The organism is Streptomyces sp. NPDC059994 (genome assembly GCF_042737755.1).
Classification (GTDB): domain Bacteria; phylum Actinomycetota; class Actinomycetes; order Streptomycetales; family Streptomycetaceae; genus Streptomyces.
The window spans coordinates 1-16,432 of record NZ_JBHWUR010000146.1 but is presented as its reverse complement, the minus strand read 5'-3'; the positions used below and the strand labels follow the sequence as shown (position 1 = coordinate 16,432).

15 protein-coding genes are annotated in these 16,432 nt (G+C 72.3%); 6 read left to right on the top strand and 9 right to left on the bottom strand.

Annotated elements, in window-relative coordinates; translation table 11 throughout:
• Positions 1-150: 150 nt before the first annotated feature.
• From ACFWA7_RS36980 to ACFWA7_RS36960, 5 genes are all read right to left on the bottom strand, one after another.
• Positions 151-1,035, bottom strand: coding sequence for a class I SAM-dependent methyltransferase (locus ACFWA7_RS36980; protein ID WP_385549104.1), 885 nt, complete (start codon positions 1,033-1,035; stop codon positions 151-153).
• Between the two features lie 193 nt (positions 1,036-1,228).
• Positions 1,229-1,879: a hypothetical protein gene (locus ACFWA7_RS36975; protein WP_385827483.1), complete on the bottom strand. Its 651-nt coding sequence runs from the start codon at positions 1,877-1,879 to the stop codon at positions 1,229-1,231.
• 170 nt (positions 1,880-2,049) lie between these two features.
• A complete protein-coding gene (locus ACFWA7_RS36970; protein WP_385827481.1) occupies positions 2,050-4,464 on the bottom strand; it encodes a glycosyltransferase in 2,415 nt (804 codons plus the stop codon).
• Complete coding sequence (locus ACFWA7_RS36965; protein ID WP_385549113.1) at positions 4,461-5,126, bottom strand: GntR family transcriptional regulator; 666 nt, start codon at positions 5,124-5,126, stop codon at positions 4,461-4,463. Before ACFWA7_RS36965 ends, ACFWA7_RS36970 begins: the two co-directional genes overlap by 4 nt.
• Positions 5,127-5,567: 441 nt before the next feature.
• Positions 5,568-6,929, bottom strand: coding sequence for an aspartate aminotransferase family protein (locus ACFWA7_RS36960; RefSeq protein WP_385549115.1), 1,362 nt, complete (start codon positions 6,927-6,929; stop codon positions 5,568-5,570).
• A gap of 222 nt (positions 6,930-7,151) precedes the next feature.
• Between ACFWA7_RS36960 and ACFWA7_RS36955 the strand changes: the two genes are divergently transcribed.
• Both ACFWA7_RS36955 and ACFWA7_RS36950 read left to right on the top strand, forming a co-directional pair.
• Positions 7,152-9,059, top strand: coding sequence for a serine/threonine-protein kinase (locus tag ACFWA7_RS36955; RefSeq protein ID WP_385827479.1), 1,908 nt, complete (start codon positions 7,152-7,154; stop codon positions 9,057-9,059).
• A 142-nt stretch (positions 9,060-9,201) separates the two neighbouring features.
• Positions 9,202-9,750 carry a hypothetical protein gene (locus ACFWA7_RS36950; protein ID WP_385549121.1) on the top strand — a complete coding sequence of 183 codons (549 nt, stop codon included), beginning with the start codon at positions 9,202-9,204 and terminating at the stop codon, positions 9,748-9,750.
• Positions 9,751-9,804: 54 nt separating this feature from the next.
• Here the strand turns inward: ACFWA7_RS36950 and ACFWA7_RS36945 are convergent, their stop codons facing one another.
• Positions 9,805-10,239 carry a hypothetical protein gene (locus tag ACFWA7_RS36945; protein WP_385827478.1) on the bottom strand — a complete coding sequence of 145 codons (435 nt, stop codon included), beginning with the start codon at positions 10,237-10,239 and terminating at the stop codon, positions 9,805-9,807.
• A 158-nt stretch (positions 10,240-10,397) separates the two neighbouring features.
• Between ACFWA7_RS36945 and ACFWA7_RS36940 the strand changes: the two genes are divergently transcribed.
• Both ACFWA7_RS36940 and ACFWA7_RS36935 read left to right on the top strand, forming a co-directional pair.
• Positions 10,398-11,234, top strand: a complete 837-nt coding sequence (locus ACFWA7_RS36940; RefSeq protein ID WP_385827476.1) for a Scr1 family TA system antitoxin-like transcriptional regulator — start codon at positions 10,398-10,400, stop codon at positions 11,232-11,234.
• Entirely contained in the window at positions 11,231-11,470 is a 240-nt protein-coding gene (locus ACFWA7_RS36935) for a DUF397 domain-containing protein (RefSeq protein ID WP_385827474.1), read from the top strand. Before ACFWA7_RS36940 ends, ACFWA7_RS36935 begins: the two co-directional genes overlap by 4 nt.
• Here the strand turns inward: ACFWA7_RS36935 and ACFWA7_RS36930 are convergent.
• Both ACFWA7_RS36930 and ACFWA7_RS36925 read right to left on the bottom strand, forming a co-directional pair.
• A complete protein-coding gene (locus tag ACFWA7_RS36930) occupies positions 11,446-12,234 on the bottom strand; it encodes a hypothetical protein (RefSeq protein WP_385827472.1) in 789 nt (262 codons plus the stop codon). The two genes, ACFWA7_RS36935 and ACFWA7_RS36930, sit on opposite strands and share 25 nt — an antisense overlap.
• Positions 12,219-12,740, bottom strand: coding sequence for a hypothetical protein (locus tag ACFWA7_RS36925; protein ID WP_385827470.1), 522 nt, complete (start codon positions 12,738-12,740; stop codon positions 12,219-12,221). Before ACFWA7_RS36925 ends, ACFWA7_RS36930 begins: the two co-directional genes overlap by 16 nt.
• A 114-nt stretch (positions 12,741-12,854) precedes the next feature.
• On the opposite strand from ACFWA7_RS36925, the gene ACFWA7_RS36920 reads away from it, so the two are divergent.
• Positions 12,855-13,991: a serine/threonine-protein kinase gene (locus tag ACFWA7_RS36920; RefSeq protein WP_385827468.1), complete on the top strand. Its 1,137-nt coding sequence runs from the start codon at positions 12,855-12,857 to the stop codon at positions 13,989-13,991.
• A gap of 69 nt (positions 13,992-14,060) precedes the next feature.
• Here ACFWA7_RS36920 and ACFWA7_RS36915 read toward each other — a convergent pair whose 3' ends face one another.
• Positions 14,061-15,344, bottom strand: a complete 1,284-nt coding sequence (locus tag ACFWA7_RS36915; protein WP_385548918.1) for an adenylosuccinate synthase — start codon at positions 15,342-15,344, stop codon at positions 14,061-14,063.
• Positions 15,345-15,487: 143 nt separating this feature from the next.
• On the opposite strand from ACFWA7_RS36915, the gene ACFWA7_RS36910 reads away from it, so the two are divergent.
• The gene (locus tag ACFWA7_RS36910; protein WP_385548921.1) at positions 15,488-16,312 is read left to right on the top strand and encodes a diacylglycerol kinase family protein; all 825 of its coding nucleotides are present in this window, start codon (positions 15,488-15,490) and stop codon (positions 16,310-16,312) included.
• Positions 16,313-16,432: the final 120 nt, after the last annotated feature.

The window sequence follows — 16,432 nt, the reverse complement described above, 5'->3', positions numbered from 1 at the left end:
GTTCCCCGCGCCCCCAACCCCCTGGGGGCGCGGGGAACTGCGCGACCAGCCCCCACCGAACCCGGAGACAAACACGGGGCCCGGGGCGAAGCCCCGCAACGGGGTTCGGGGGCGAACCCTCCGGGAAACGGGCCTCCGCCCCGGAGGGTTTCAGCGGCGTGGCAGCAGCGTCCTCGCCAAGCGGCGGGCCAGGGGCGACCGGGGCTTCGGGGGCGCCGCCGGGGCCGCCACCCGGGGCGGGGCCGAGGCCGGCGCAGCACCCTCGTGCCGGGACCTCGGCGCCTCCGGCGCCACCGCCTTCTTGCCCGCGATCCGGATCAGCGGCGCCCCCGCCACCTCCTCCACCCCGTGCCACATGTCGGGGCGGGTCGAGAGCCAGGAGAGGAGCTCGGTGCGGGCCGGCTCCGGGTCCGACCACGTGCCGTAGAACTTCGTGCCCGTGATGCAGATCGGCCGCAGCCCGGTCGTCGCCACCGCGCCCCACACCGCCGCCGCCACCCCCGGACAGTGCTCCGCCCGGAAGTCGTCGAACGCCACGATCGCGTCGGGGGCGACCAGCGCCCGCGCCGCCTCGATGTCCCCGTACACGTGCTCGTACAGGTGTGACGCGTCCACGTGGATGAAGCGGCAGGTCGACGGGGAGACGCGGGACGTGATCACCGATGTGGGGGCCTGGACCACCACCGGGAGGTCGTCGTGGAAGGAGAGGTAGTTCGCCTCGAAGGCCCGCCGCGTGAGCGTCGCGTACGAGCGGTCCATCTCCTCGCTGTTGGGGTCGTCCGGCGCGGGCGAGTCGAACAGGTCGCAGACCGTGAACGTCTCGCCCTCCCGCAGGTACGACCCCAGGAAGATCGCGCTCTTGCCCAGATAAGCGCCGAGTTCCAGCAGGTCACCACGGAGTTCCTGGCGCTCCTGGCGCGCCAGGAACCAGTCGAAGAGCAGTTGGTCGGCGGGCCAGAACCACCCCTTGACGTCGGAGAAGCGGGCCGGGGCGGCGGCGCTCTGGGCGCTCGTCGTGTGTGGCATGGAGGACATGAACCGGTCCTACTCCCGCCAAATGGCGCGGAGTTTACGGTCAGGGGTGGTGCCGGTGGTGCTCCGGCGACATCCCCCGCACGAGACGGACCGGAGACGGACCGGGGAGGGACCAGGGAGGGACCGGAGACGGACCGGGGAGGGACCAGGGAGGGACCGGAGACGGACCGGGGACTGCGCGGCGCCGCGTCCCTCAGCTGAAGATGATCATAGAGCCCTGCGCCAGCGACCGCGTCGCCGCCGCGTGCAGCCCCAGCCACACGTGCCGCTCCCGCGCGAAGGGGCTCTCGTCGTACGGGATCGGGCCCGCCGGCTCCTCCAGCGAGGTCGGACGGTCCGGCGGGGCGGGGGCCATCGGCGGGTTGACGGGGTCTATTCCGATCGCCGGGGCCACGAACTCCAGCTCCCGCAGCAGCCCGTGCGTGGAGCCCAGCGGACCGCCTCCGGCCAGCAGTTCCTCGTTGGCGAGCGGGGTGCGGAAGTCGACGGGCACGTACGCGCCCGCGTGGTCGTAGTGCCAGACCAGATGGGACTGCTGGGCCGTCGCCTCGAACATCTCCAGGAGCTGTTCGTAGTCGCCGCCGAGCTCGTCGACCGGGGTCACGGCGAGACGGCAGAGCTGGAGGAGGTAGGCGCGGCGCAGGAAGTGCAGCGCGTCGTAGTCGAAGCCCGCGACCGGGGCGACATCGCCCGACAGGCCGGGCATGTACGCGAAGACGGGCACGGGCGGCAGCCCTGCCTCACCGAGCGCCTTGTCGTACGAGGCGATCTCCTCGGCGAACGGGTTGTCGGGGCTGTGGCACAGCACGTCGACGAGGGGGACCAGCCACAAGTCACAGGCCACGGGGCTCCTTACGAGGTCGCTATGGTCGGGACAGCGTAGTCCGCCGAGCACGCTCCGCGAAGCTCGCCCGTCAACTCCCGTGCGGGGCACGCGTCAACGCGGCGCGAAGCCATCGACTCAGGCGTCACACGCGTATCAGAAGACGCATCACGACCGACCCGGGAAGGGGCTCAGCGGCCTACGTCCCAGATCCATACCCCGTCCACCTGGCGGCCCTCCCTGCCGAGCAGCCGCGCCACCGTCGTGTACAGCGCCCGGTCGTTGTCCTGCGGGGGCAGGACGACGAGCCCGGCCTTCCAGTACGCCAGGTCCGCCCTCGCCTGGGCGCGCCAGGCGTCGCCGATGTCGGGGATCTCGCCGCCGTAGCGCACATCGCGCAGCAGGTTGGAGGTCCAGCGCGGGGAGGCGCCGTAGATGCCGATGCGGTCCGGGCCCCAGGGGCCGTTGAAGTAGCCGCCGGGGAGCGGGAAGCCGAGGTCGGCGCGGACCTGCCAGTGCAGGGCGTCGGCGGCCGCCGGGTCGGGCAGCGGCACCGTCACCACGGACTCGCCGGGCTTCACGTACGTACGCCACAGCCCGTCCGCGAAGAACGACGGGACCGGCGCCCGCTCGGTCACCGTGAACGGGGTCGGGACGATCGGCAGCAGGGCCAGGGCCACCGCCGCGAGGCCGGTCAGCCGGTTCGCGCGGCCCGCCGTCGCCAGACGCCCGACCGCCAGCGCGACCAGCGCGCCGAGCGCCGGTGCGCAGATCATGCCGACCCGGCCCTCGATGACCGACTCGAAGAGCGGGCGGTGGGCGAGCGCCCGCCAGGGGCCCGGCAGCTCGACGTCCGTGTACGGGATGCTGATCCTCTGGCCGAGCGAGAGCAGCGCCGCCGCGACCGCCGTGCCCGCGAGCGCCTTGGCCAGGGCGTGGCGCCACAGCCGTACGGTGATCGCGAAAGCCAGCGCGATCAGCGGCCAGCCGTAGAACGCGTTCTGCTCGGTCCGGTTGAGCGCCAGCTTGTCCGCCGTCGCCTCGTCGCCGAGCAGCGCCCGCCCGGAGAACTTCAGGAAGGAGAGCGGGCTGTTGCCCGCGCTGTCGCCGTGCAGCACCGAGTGGTAGCTCTGGTCGCCGAAGAACTGCCAGGTGAGGGGATACGCCACCAGGGGCAGACAGACCAGGGCGGCCACCCCGAGGCCCTTCGCCAGCGGGCGGGCCGCCTCGCGGATGACATCCCGCCGCGCCAGCGCGTACGACAGCGCGAAGAGCAGCATGCCGACCGAGGCGAGCAGCAGGACCTCCTCGCCGAGGAAGATCTGGTACGCGGTGAACAGCCCGAGCAGCACGCCGTCGCGGCGGACGTCCGCGGCCGGTGAGCACAGCCGCAGCGCGCGGTCGACGACCACCGGGATCATGAACAGGACGCAGAAGTTCGGATGCGCGTTGGCGTGCGAGACCATCGGCGGCGCGAACCCGGCGAGCGCGCCGCCGAGCCCGGCGGCCCACGGGTTGCCGGTCACCCACCGCGCGAAGAGCCGGGACCAGGCGTACGCCGTCGCGGTCAGGCCCAGCGTGAGGACCAGCGCCCAGGTGACGGTCGGCCCCAGCGCGAGCGTGACGGGCGCGAGCGGCACGGACAGGCCCAGCATGGGGGTGTTGCCCATGAGGTTCACCCCGTCCGGGAAGCCCTGGAGGGTGGTGAAGAGCGGGTCGCGCAGATGTCTGACGTTGTCGGCGGTGACCGAGAAGAACCACTCCCACTGGTTCTGGTCCTGACCGGAGTCCGCGAGGTAGCCGCGGCCTAGGTCGCTCCAGAGGTCCTTGTAGAGGAGGACCGAGGAGAGCAGGAAGAGGGCGAACAGGGCGAGGTTCGCGCGGCTCGCGGAACGGGCCTTGAGGCGTACGAGTTCGAGCAGCACCCGGCCGTAGTCGGCGGGGCCGACCTTGGAGCCCTCCTGGTGGGACCAGCGGACCGGGACCTCGGCCACGGGCCAGCCGTGGCGGCGGAAGAACTGGAGGATCTCCACGTCGATGCCCCAGCCGTCCAGGCGGGCGTCCGCGAAGGCCGCGCGCGCCTTGTCGCCGTCGAAGAGCTTGAAGCCGCACTGGGTGTCGTGGATGCCGGGCACCGCGACGGCGCGTATGAGCCGGTTGCCCATCCGCCCCAGCCCCTCGCGGACCCGGCTCTGGTGGACCGCTATGTCGGCCTCGGGGTGGGCGCGGGAGCCGATCGCGGCGGCCGCCCGGGCGCCGTCGAGCTCCTTGGCGAGCCGGTCGAGCTCGGCGACGGGGGTGGCCAGGTCGGCGTCGGTGAGCAGCACCCGGACGCCCCGGGAGGCGGCGACGCCGAGCCGCAGGGCGTGCCCCTTGCCGCGGTTGCGGCCGGCGGCGACGAGGCGGATGCGGGGGTCGGCGGCAGCGGCGTCCTGGGCCACGTCCGCCGTCCCGTCCTCGGACCCGTCGTCGACGACGATCAGCTCCCAGGAGAGCGGCGCGGCGTGCAGGTGGTCCCGGATCGCGTCCAGGGTCGGGCCCAGGCGCCGCTCCTCGTTGTACGCGGGGACGACGACCGAGAGATCGAGGGGGCCGCCGTCCGTCACCGCTTCAGCCGCTCCGCCCAGGTGAGCGAGTGGTCGTTGTAGGCGCTGATCACGGCGTACGCGGCGTCGCCGTCACCCTGGACCACCGCGTCCACGAGGTCGCCGTGGCCGTTCCACAGCCAGTCGCAGAGGTCGGAGCGGCCGCGCAGATACGGGACGGCGAAGACCCAGCACTGCATGCGCAGCCGGTGCAGGAAGTCCGAGATGTACGGGTTCCCGGCGAGGGCGCCGAGCTCGCGCCAGAACCGGAGGTCGTAGCCGATGAGTATGTTCAGATCGCCGCTGCGGGCGGCGCGGGCGCACTCCTCGGCGCGGCGCCGCACGGAGACGAGGGCGGGGCCGTGGGCGGCGCCGAGCTCGGTGATCTTCCGGAAGATCCCGTTGACGACGAGAGACCGGGCTTCCACCATGCCCTTGTAGTCCTCGACGGTGAACTCATGGACGCGGAAGCCGCGGTGCTGGTCGGAGTCGAGCAGACCCTGCGCGGTGAGGTCGACGAGGGCCTCGCGGACGGGGGTGGCGCTCACCCCGTACTGCTCGGCGATCTGCTTGACGGTGAACTCCTGGCCGGGCTGCAGGCGCCCCGCCAGTATTTCGTCACGCAGCGCGTCGGCGATCTGCTGCCGCAGCGTACTGCGCGTCACGCCTCCACTCGCGGGCACGGCGCCCCTCCCCTCGTCGGTATCCCGCACACGATAGGCCAGGGCCCGGGCGGACTCCCCCACGCGCCCCTGCTTGGCCCGGGGTTTGTCTGCGGGTTCGGTGGGGGCTGGTCGCGCAGTTCCCCGCGCCCCTTTGGGGCCCGGTGTTTGTCTGCGGGTCATCTGTGGTTGCTCGCGCAGTTCCCCGCGCCCCTTAGGTAACTCCAGCTCCTCCGGCGTGCCAGGAGCGGGGCCTGCCCGTTCAGCCCCTCCGGCGTTTGAGGAGCGGGGTCCGGGGCGGAGCCCCGAAGCGGGGTGCAGGGGCCGCAGGCCCCGCGACGGGGGGCCTGGGGGCGAAGCCCCCGGGAAACGCAGCCTCCACCCCCACCCACCCCCGGAGGCCACGCGGCGGAGCCGCACATGTCACAGCGGGAACGGGCGGGGTGGGGGTCACGTACCGGCTCAGACCGTGTGCTCGTCCGCCACCGACAGCGCCTCGTCCAGCACCGCGAGGCCCTCCTTGGCCTCGGCCTCGGTGATGTTGCAGGGCGGGACGACATGCGTGCGGTTCATGTTGATGAAGGGCCAGAGGCCGTTCTTCTTGCAGGCGGCACCGAACGCGGCCATGGGCGCGGCGTCGGCGCCGGAGGCGTTGTACGGAACGAGCGGCTCCCGCGTCTCCCGGCTCTTCACGAGCTCAAGCGCCCAGAAGACCCCGGTCCCGCGCACCTCGCCGATGGAGGGGTGGCGGGCGGCGAGCTCGCGCAGCCCCGGCTCCAGGACGGTGGAGCCGATGTGGGCGGCGTGGCCGACGATGCCCTCGTCCTCCATGACGTTGATGGTGGCGACGGCGGCGGCGCAGGCGAGGGGGTGCCCGGAGTAGGTGAGCCCGCCGGGGAAGGGCCGCTTGTCGAAGGTGGCGGCGATCTCGGCGGAGATGGCGACGCCGCCGAGCGGGACGTAGCCGGAGTTGACGCCCTTGGCGAAGGTCATGAGGTCGGGGGTGACGCCGTACAGATCGGCGGCGAACCACGAGCCCGTACGCCCGAACCCGGACATGACCTCGTCCAGGACGAGGACGATCCCGTACCGGTCACAGATCTCGCGTACGCCCGCGAGGTAGCCGGGGGGCGGGGTCATGATCCCGGCGGTGCCGGGGACGGTCTCCAGGATGATGGCGGCGATACCGGCGGGCCCCTCGAAGGCGATGGTGTCTTCGAGGTGGGTGAGGGCGCGGGCGCACTCCTCGGCCTCGGTGGCCGAGTAGAAGGCGGACCGGTAGAGGAACGGCGCCCAGAACCGGACGACACCGGCGGAACCGGTGTCGGAGGCCCAGCGGCGGGGGTCCCCGGTGAGGTTGATCGCCTGGGCGGTGGCCCCGTGGTACGAGCGGAACGCGCTCAGCACCTTGTGGCGGCCGGTGTGCAGGCGCGCCAGCCGGATGGCGTTCTCGACGGCCTCGGCGCCGCCGTTGGTGAAGAAGATCTTGTCCAGGTCGCCCGGGGTCCGCTCGGCGATGAGGCGTGCGGCCTCGGAGCGGGCCTCGACGGCGAAGGCGGGCGCGAAGGTGGTGAGCTTCCCGGCCTGCTCCTGGATCGCCGCGACGACCTTCGGGTGCTGGTAGCCGATGTTGGTGAAGACGAGGCCGCTGGTGAAGTCGAGGTAGCGGTTTCCGTCGTAGTCCCAGAAGTACGAACCCTCCGCGCCTGCGACGGCGAGCGGGTCGATCAGGCCCTGGGCGGACCAGGAGTGGAACACGTGCGCACGGTCGGCGGCCTTCACGGCCGCGCCGGCCCGGGGGTCGGGTTCGACATGAGGGGTCATGGGGCCAGGGTAAGGAGTGGCAGGTGGGGGTGGGGATGGCCAGGTTGTATGGCGTGGGGCGTGCGGCTCGGCAAGGTGTCGGGTCCCCCCACCCCGCCCGTTCCCGCTGTGACATGTGCGGGGAGGGGCCAGACGGGGGTATCCCCGCCCCGCGCGCACTATCCTCACCCCGATGGGCCCGTTCGAAGGGGCTCGTTCGAGCGGGGGGAGGCGGCGGGCGCCATGGAGAAACTGGGGGCCGGGGATCCGCAGAGGATCGGCGCGTATCGGATACTCGCAAGGCTCGGCGCAGGCGGCATGGGCCAGGTCTATCTGGCCCGCTCCGACCGGGGCCGCACGGTCGCGGTCAAACTCGTACGGCAGGAGCTCGCCGAGCGCGAGGAGTTCCGGGGCAGGTTCCGCCAGGAGGTGCAGGCCGCCCGCCGCGTCGGCGGCCACTGGACCGCGCCCGTGCTCGACGCGGACACCGAGGCCGCCGTGCCCTGGGTCGCCACGGGATACGTGGCCGGGCCCAGCCTCCACGCCGTCGTCTCGGGCGACCACGGCCCGCTGCCCGAGCATTCCGTACGCATCCTCGCGCGCGGCCTGACCCACGCGCTCCAGGACATCCACACGGCCGGGCTGATCCACCGCGATCTGAAGCCGTCCAATGTCCTGGTCACCATCGACGGGCCGCGCGTCATCGACTTCGGCATAGCCCGGGCCCTGGAGACCGTCGTCGACGGCGGCCTGACCCGTACCGGCGCACTGGTGGGCTCGCCCGGCTTCATGGCGCCCGAGCAGGTGCGCGGCGACCGGATCACGCCGGCGTGCGATGTGTTCTGCCTCGGGTCGGTGCTCGCGTACGCGTCGAGCGGGAAGCTCCCGTTCGGCGGGAGCGACAGCGGCGTGCACGCGCTGATGTTCCGGATCGCGCAGGAGCCGCCGGAGCTCGACGGGGTGCCGGAGTCGCTGCGCGACCTCGTACGGGACTGTCTGCACAAGACCCCCGCGTCCCGGCCCGCGCTCGCCGCGATCCTGGAGCGCCTGGGCCCCGAGGACGCGTCGACGGGCCCGTGGCTGCCGGGGCCCCTGGTGGCCGAACTCGGCCGTCACGCCGTGCAGTTGCTGGACGTGGAGAACCCGGAGGGCGGCACCGCCCAGACCCCGGTCCCGCCACAGAGGCCCGCGCTCCCGGCCCCACCGCCGATGCCCGCGCTCCCGCCGGGCCCTCGGGCGGCCGGTAACGCCGACGTCCACCCGACCCCGACCGTGATCTCCCCGAACGGGACGGGCCCGACGGACCCGGCGACGACCGGCCTGGCGCGCCCCGGCTACGCCGCCCCGTACGCCACACCCACACCCACGCCCACACCCGCGCCCCCTCCTCCCGCGCCCTGGATCAACGGCGGCCCCGCCCCCGCCCACAGTTACCCGCCCCAGCACCAGTCGCCGTACCAGTCGCCGTACCAGCCCCCGTACCAGCACCCCGGATACGGCTACCCGCACCCGAATCCCCCCTACGGATACGGCCCGCCCCCGCCCACCGGGCAGGAGCCGCCGCGCCGCAGCGCCAAGTCGACGATCGCGCTGATCGCGGTGGCGCTGGTGGTGGCGGTCGGCGCGGGCGGCGCGGTGTACGCGTACATGAACGACCCTCTGGAGAAGAAGAAGGACACGGCGGCGGCGAGTCCGTCGTCCTCCAAGTCGCCGCCGCCCAGGCCGAGTTCGGGCAGCAGCGAAACCCCGTCCGGCTCCCCCTCCCCGAGCGCGAGCGCCCCCGGCGACATCCCGCCGAAGTACCTCGGCACCTGGTCGGGCTCGATCGACAACGCGGGCGCGTCCAGCACCCGTCACCTCGTCCTGCGGCCCGGCAAGGTCGGCGACCAGGTCATGACCCTCACGGCGGACGGGCCGCTGGACGGCGGCGGCACCTACCACTGCGTGTTCCGCGCGCCCCTCACCGCGACCCCGTCCAGCCCCGACGCCCCGCTCAAACTCGGCCCCTCCACGGTCGAGTCCGGCCCGACCACCTCCTGCTCCCCGGGCGCGGCCACCACCCTCACGGTCCTGCCGGACGGCCGCCTGCGCCGCCAGAACGACGACAACGGCGAGCAAGTGGTCTACGACAGGCTGTCGGAGGCGCAGTAGACCCCCGCCTCCGATGACCCCTGGACGGGCTCGGACGACCTTGGACAACCTTGGACGGGAGAAATGGGTTCGTCAGCGCGGCGAACGGCCAGGCTGTCCCCCTGAGCAGCGGCAACATCGCCGTATTCGAGGGGGAGAACCCATGAACGTACGTGGATCGCGGGCCGGTTCGAGGGCCAAGCGCGCCACCGGACTCGCGCTGGCCGCGCTGTCGCTGACGGCGGTGAGCACGACGGGCGCGCACGCTGCGGGCGCCGACGCCGAGACCGGTTGCCGATCGAGCAACCTGCTTCTGATCGACCAGGAGCGCCTCTATGACAACCGCGTCCCCACCACCCGCATCGGCACCATTCAGCACTTCTACGACCAGGGCTGCTACGCCGCGTTCGCGCGCTACGCGCCCTACCAGCAGCCGTTCAACGCCAACATCGGCGTGGCCGTCTACGACCCGGACGGCAGCTACCACATCACGTTCGTGACGAACGTCCCCGCCCAGAACTACGGCGCGGTCGTGGACTCGCCTCACGTCTGGATCGGCCACTGGAACGCCTGGACGGACAACAAGTGGTTCCACGCCCGCGCGGACATCACCAACACCGCCCGGGGCTGCCACATGACCGGCGACACCCAGAACCACGACTACTCCGACGGCCAAGTGAGCGGCAGCAACTGGAACTCTCCCGGCTGCTGACCCGCGCAGCGTGAACGACACGGCGCCGCCCCCCGCCCGGGGGCGGCGCCGTGCTCATTCTCCGGGCGCCGGGGCCAGCACCCGCTGCGCGACCGCGCAGAGCAGAAGGGTGTGGACGAAGCGGTCCGGCGCCGTCGGCGGGCAGCGCCACGACAGGGGCCAGGTCGTGCCCCGCAGCGCCGGTACGGGTACGTAACTGGTCCTCCCCGCCGCCGCGTTGAAGCGGGTCGCGCCCGGCGGCCAGGCGCGGTGGGACGTGGTGCGGGGGGCCACCAGGAAGTACACCCCGCGCCTTCCGTTCGCCTCCGCGACGATCGGGCCGGGGTCGCCGCCCGTCATCTGCTCCAGCGCGTCCGCGATCCGCCGACCGGCGTCCCCGTCCACCCGTACGGCATCGAATTGCACTCCCGCTTTTCTGAGGTGGAACCCGGAAACCGGAATCCAGTCCGGGACGGAATCGAGGTTTACCAGACGGTTTCGTGTATCCACGAGGACAGCTTCGCCCCGCCCCGCTAGCGTTTTCCATGACCGCACCGAGGGCGTCGCGCATGCGTTGACCTGCCCGAACTCCCCTTGTATGCAGTCGAATTCGGCGGGGCTGAGTTGAGACCGGTTGAGTCCGGTTGAGTCGAAATCGGTGGTCGAAAATGGCACGAGCGGAGAACAAGGAAACGGCAGGTCCGGTGGCCCGGATGGTCGCGGAACTGGCGCGTACGCTGCGCCTGAGGAGGGGGTGGACGCAGGAACAACTGGGCCATGAATTGGGATTCTCCGGCGCGGCGGTGAGCGCCATGGAAACCCTCGCCCAGCCCGCGAGCGACGAGATGCTGGTGAAACTGGAGGAGGTGCTCGGGGAGGGCATGGGGATCTTCGAGGGCGCGCGGAAGTACATGCGCCTGGAGAAGTATCCGGTGCAGTTCCAGAACTACTCGCTGCTGGAGCAGGAGGCGGTGGTGCTGAGGCTGTACGCGACCCTGGTCATCCACGGGTTGTTCCAGACCGAGGCGTACGCGCGGGCGCTCATCGGGGGTGGGTACCCGCCCCTGCCGGAGGCGAGGGTGGAGGAGCTGGTCGAGGCGAGGTTGGCGCGGAAGGTGCTGTTCGAGCGGGAGCCGGTCGCGCTGATCGAGGTGGTACTGGAGGAGTCGGTCTTGCAGCGTGTGATCGGCAGTCCCGAGATCATTCGCGAGCAGATGCAGTACCTGGCTCAGTGCGCCCGCAGGCGCAATGTGACGCTCCAGGTACTCCCGTTGGACACCGGGCTGTGTGGGGAACATCCGGGCGACAACGGCCCCATGGAACTCGTGGAAACGCCGCAACACGACCACCTGGTCTACCTGGAGATTCAGTACCAGAGCCTGTTGATCTCCGATCCTGCCAAGGTGAGTACGTACGCCCAGCGCTATGCGAAGATCCGGGCACAGGCCCTGGGTCCTCGTGAATCGCTGGGCCTCATCGAGCGGTTGGCAGGAGAGCACAGATGAGCAACACCCTGCGGTGGTTCAAGTCCAGCTACAGCAGCGACAGTGGTGGCGACTGCGTCGAAGTGGCCTTCGACTGGCGCAAGTCCTCGTACAGCGACTCCAGCGGCGGCTCATGCGTAGAGGTAGCCACCTGCCCCCACGCCGTCCACGTCCGTGACTCCAAGCTGTCCGAGGGCGGCCCCACCTTCGAGGTCGCCCCGGACGCCTGGGCTCAGTTCGTCGGCTGGGCCGCCTGAGCGGCGGTCGTGGTCGGGGCGAGTTCGCGGAACGGGTCCGCCGACTCCGTACCCGACCTGCCGAACGGCGCGTCGAAGCTCCAGACCAGGAACAGCAGGAAGACGATCAGCCCGCTGAAGATCCCGGCGAGCAGCAACTCCCTTGCCGAGCGGCGGATCTGGAGCGTGAAGATCAGCCCGATGGTCACCACGGCCCCGGCGACGAGGCCGAACCAGACGACCCCCGGCAGCGTGGACCCGGCGCCGTCGATCCGCGTGTGCCGGGCGTCGTCGGCGGTGGCGATCTGATCGAGCAGCGGCTGATAGGCCTGTGCCTGGAGGTCGTTGGCGGGCGCGCGGTGGGTGACGTCGGTGCGTACGGCCGCGAGGAGTGCGGCCCCGTCCGGCGACGGCTCCCGGCCCTGGACCAGCAGGGGCCATTCGGCCGACACGGTGTGGGCGGCGTACGCGCCGATCTCGCCCCGGATGCGGTCGCGCACGGCGGGCGGGTAGACGTCCACCCGCTGCCCGACCTCGTACAGCGCCTGGGCCTCGCGCCGCACGGAGTCCTCGGCCGCGCCTCGCGCCTCCCACACGCCCGCGATCGCGAGGCCGAGCACGATGGCGTACACGACGCCGACCATCATCACCATGTACTCGATGACGTCGGGCGTCTCACTGGGGTCCTCGGCGTCGGCCACGCGGCGGTGGCGCAGGACGGTGACGGTGAGGACGACGGCGCTGACGAGCGCCATCGCGGCGACGAGGACTAGCCATTGCGACACGGGCGGGCTCCGGAACGGGATCGGGGGCGGAGGATCGCGGCGGCCAGGACGGCGGGCGTGGTGACGACGAGCATCATCGTCACCGTGGAGAACCCGGCCGGGGCGGGGCGCGCCAGCGCGGTGGAGCGGTACGGGTGGACGAGCCGGTGGGCGGCGGCCGGGTGTGCGCGGGCCTTCGCGGCGGGCTGCGGCACTGGCACCGTCGGCACCACGGTCGGCACCACCGGCGGCACCACGGTCGGCACCACCGGCGGCCGCACCGGTTCCGGCGGGCGCGGGCGGGACGTCGGTACGCCGATGTCGGCCGGGGGCGCGACTGCCCCGGCGCCGGGGCGCTCGCGGCGGGCCCCCGGCCGCACCATGTGAGGGGCGGCGGGCGCGGGCGCGGCGGCCCTCGGCGGGACGGGGCCCACCGGGCACTGCCCGGCGCCCGCGTACAGCTGCGCGCCGAGCGGGTTCAGTGCCACGGTCACGCCGAGGCAGAGGAGCAGCTGGCGGGTGATCACGCCTGGCGAACGATCACTTGGCCCCCGCGATACGGCCTGCGGCCCGCGAAGCGCCCGGCCGCCGACCCCGCCGATCACCTGCCGCACCCACCCCCGCTGTGCCACGATCCCGTCATGCGTCCCGTCATGGGTGACCTGGTTGCGGGGGATCCCTCACACATCGGCCCGTTCCGGCTGCTCGGCAGACTCGGGGCCGGGGGAACGGGGCGGGTCTATCTGGCCCGGTCGCCGGGCGGGCGTGCGGCTGCGGTCAAGGTCGTACGGGAGGAGTACGCGCACGGGAACGGGTTCCGCGCGCGGTTCGCCCAGGAGGTGACGGCCGCGCGGCAGGTGGACAGCGAGTGGACCGCCCGCGTCCTCGACGCGGACGCGACGGCCGAGATCCCGTGGGTCGCGACGGCGTACGTGCCCGGCCCGAGCCTCCGGGGCGTCGTGGACCGGGACTTCGGGCCGCTGCCGGAGCCGTCGCTGCTCGTGCTCGCCGACCGGCTGGCGCTGGCGCTGGCTGACATCCACAGCGCGGGGCTGGTCCACCGTGATCTGAAGCCGTCCCACGTCCTGCTCGCCGTGGACGGGCCGCGCGTCATCGGCTTCGGGCTCAGGGGCGCGCCGGGCGCGCCGGCGGACTCCGGGGTGATCGTCGGGTCCCCGGGCTTCATGTCGCCCGAGCAGATCCTCGGCGAGCCGGTCACCCCGGCCGGGGACGTGTTCTGCCTGGGCGCGATCCTTGCGTACGCGGCCACCGGGCGGATGGCCTTCGGCCTGCCCGACGGCGGCCTCGGGGCACTGATGTTCCGCGTCACCCACGAGGAGCCGGACCTGGTGGGCGTTCCGGCGCCGCTGCTGCCCGTCGTACGGGCGTGCCTGCACAAGGACCCGGTGCGGCGGCCGACGCCGGAGCAGCTCGCCGGGCACCTGGCGACGAACGGGAGCCCGGGGCACTCCTGGTTACCGCGCGAGGTGCTGGCTCAAGTCGCCCGGCACGCGGAGGTGTTGCGGGAGGCGGGTCTGCCTCGCGGTCACCGGCGGCAGTACCTGCCGCCCGTCCCCGAGGACGGCCACCGACCCGATCCGCCGCCCCCGGCGCCCGCCAGCATGCCGCCCGCGCCGCGCTGGGCCGCCAGCCGCCCCCAGGGGCCTGCGTGGGGCCCGCGCAGGCGCCGGCGCCGGAGCCGTGCTCTGCTCGTCGCCCTCGTCCTCGCCCTCGTCGCCCTCGTCGCCGTCTGGTTCGTCGTCCGGTCCGTCACCTGACGACCACATGACGGCGGGGCCGCCGGGAGTGCGTCCCGACGGCCCCGCCATCACAACCGAACCTCGCGCCTACAGGAACGAGTTGATCTCGATCGTCTCGGTCCGGCCGGGGCCGACACCGATCGCGGAGATCGGCGCGCCCGACATCTCCTCCAGCGCCTTCACATACGCCTGCGCGTTCTTCGGCAGGTCGGAGAAGGTCTGGGCCTTGGTGATGTCCTCGGACCAGCCCGGCAGCATCTCGTAGATCGGCTTCGCGTGGTGGAAGTCGGTCTGGGAGTACGGGAGCTCCTCGACGCGCTTGCCGTCGATCTCGTACGCCACGCAGACCGGGATCTGCTCCCAGCCGGTCAGGACGTCGAGCTTGGTGAGGAAGAAGTCCGTCAGGCCGTTGACCCGGGTCGCGTAACGGGCGATCACCGCGTCGAACCAGCCGCAGCGGCGGTCGCGACCGGTGGTGACACCGCGCTCGCCGCCGATGCGGCGCAGGTCCTCGCCGTCCTTGTCGAACAGCTCGGTCGGGAACGGGCCCGCGCCGACGCGCGTCGTGTACGCCTTGAGGATGCCGATGACGCGGCTGATCTTCGTGGGGCCCACGCCCGCGCCCGTGCAGGCGCCGCCCGCGGTCGGGTTCGACGAGGTCACGAAGGGGTACGTGCCGTGGTCGACGTCGAGGAGCGTGCCCTGGCCGCCCTCGAAGAGGACGACCTTGCCCTCGTCGATCGCGTCGTTGAGGATCAGCGTGGTGTCCGCGACGAACGGCCGGATCTGCTCCGCGTACTGGAGCATCTCCTCGACGATCTTCTCCGCCTCGATCGCGCGGCGGTTGAAGACCTTGGCCAGCAGCTGGTTCTTCGACTCCAGCGCCGCCTCGACCTTCTGCTCAAGGATCGACTCGTCGTACAGGTCCTGGACACGGATGCCGACGCGGTTGATCTTGTCCGCGTAGGTCGGGCCGATGCCGCGACCGGTGGTGCCGATCTTGCGGGAGCCGAGGAACCGTTCCGTCACCTTGTCGAGCGTGACGTTGTACGGCGTGATCAGGTGAGCGTTACCGCTGATGAGCAGCTTGGACGTGTCGACGCCGCGCTCGTTCAGCCCGCTCAGCTCGGAGAGCAGGACCGCCGGGTCGACGACGACTCCGTTGCCGATGACCGGGGTACACCCCGGCGAGAGGATCCCGGAAGGGAGAAGATGCAGCGCGTACTTCTGGTCGCCGACGACGACCGTGTGGCCGGCGTTGTTGCCGCCCTGGTAGCGCACTACATAGTCAACGGATCCACCGAGCAGGTCGGTGGCCTTTCCCTTGCCTTCGTCACCCCACTGAGCACCGAGCAGCACAAGTGCGGGCACAGGCGTACACCCCTTCCGGGCGGGGCATGTCCAAGGTCAGTGGGCCGAAGCCGCCAGACCGGTGTGCCCCGGAATAGACGAAGCCCCTGGCGCAATAGCGCAAGGGGCTCTTGCACAAAGATGCTACCCGAGGAAGGACCGAAGTGTCGGCTGCCGACCAGCTACTGGTGGTCATCGACCCGGTCGCCCGCCGTATCGACGGCGAGTCCGTACGGATCGCGAAAGATGTGCTGTGCGCGGGTGCGCAGGCGAAAATATGCTGGCCGGAGGGGGTGGAGGAGTTCTCACGGGCCCTCGCCCGGCGGGGTGGGCGGCGGCTGGTGGTGGTGGGTGACGACCGGGCGCTGCTACGTACTGTGACGTTGTTGCAGCGGGAATGTGATGTCCTGGGCCCGGCCCTGGCGCTGGTGCCCGTGGGCACGGCCCCCCTCGTGGAACTTGCCAGGTCACTGGGGGTGCCGATGGGCGCGGTGGCGGCGGCGCGAGCCGTCCTCGACGGGGCCCCGCGCCGGCTCGACCTGCTGGTCGACGACAGCGGGGACGTCGTCCTCGGCGGCCTCTGCATCCCGGCGGCTCCCTCGTCGGCGCGGACTTCCGCCCCTACCGTCTGGGGTACGTGCCGCTCGCTCGTACGCACCCTGGTGCGGGCGCCCGTGCCCACGCCCGTCGCGGCGGCCGTCGCGCACCGGTTGCGGGTGGAGGCGGACGGGGTGCTCCTGTCCGACCTGGACCGCCCGGTCGCGGGCGTGTCGCTCGCGTCCGGGGACGGGGTCGCCCATGTGGTGGTCCAGCCGCACGCGGGGGCGTTGGTGGTGCGGGCGCGGGCGCGGGCCGTGACGGTTTCCGTGTCGGGGGACGGTTTTCGGTACCGGGCGGGGGAGGTGGTGGCGGGGCCGGTGCGGAGCCGGACGTGGACGGTGGGGACGTGGACCCTGACGCTGCCCTCCCCCACCCCGCCCGTTACCTGAACCCTCCGGGGGTGGGTGGGTGGTTGAGGCCCGTTTCCCGGGGGCTGGGCCCCCGGCCCCCTGTTGCGGGGGGGGGGGGCCCCGCCCCCCCCCCCCGGGGGGCGCCCCCCGGCCCGCGCC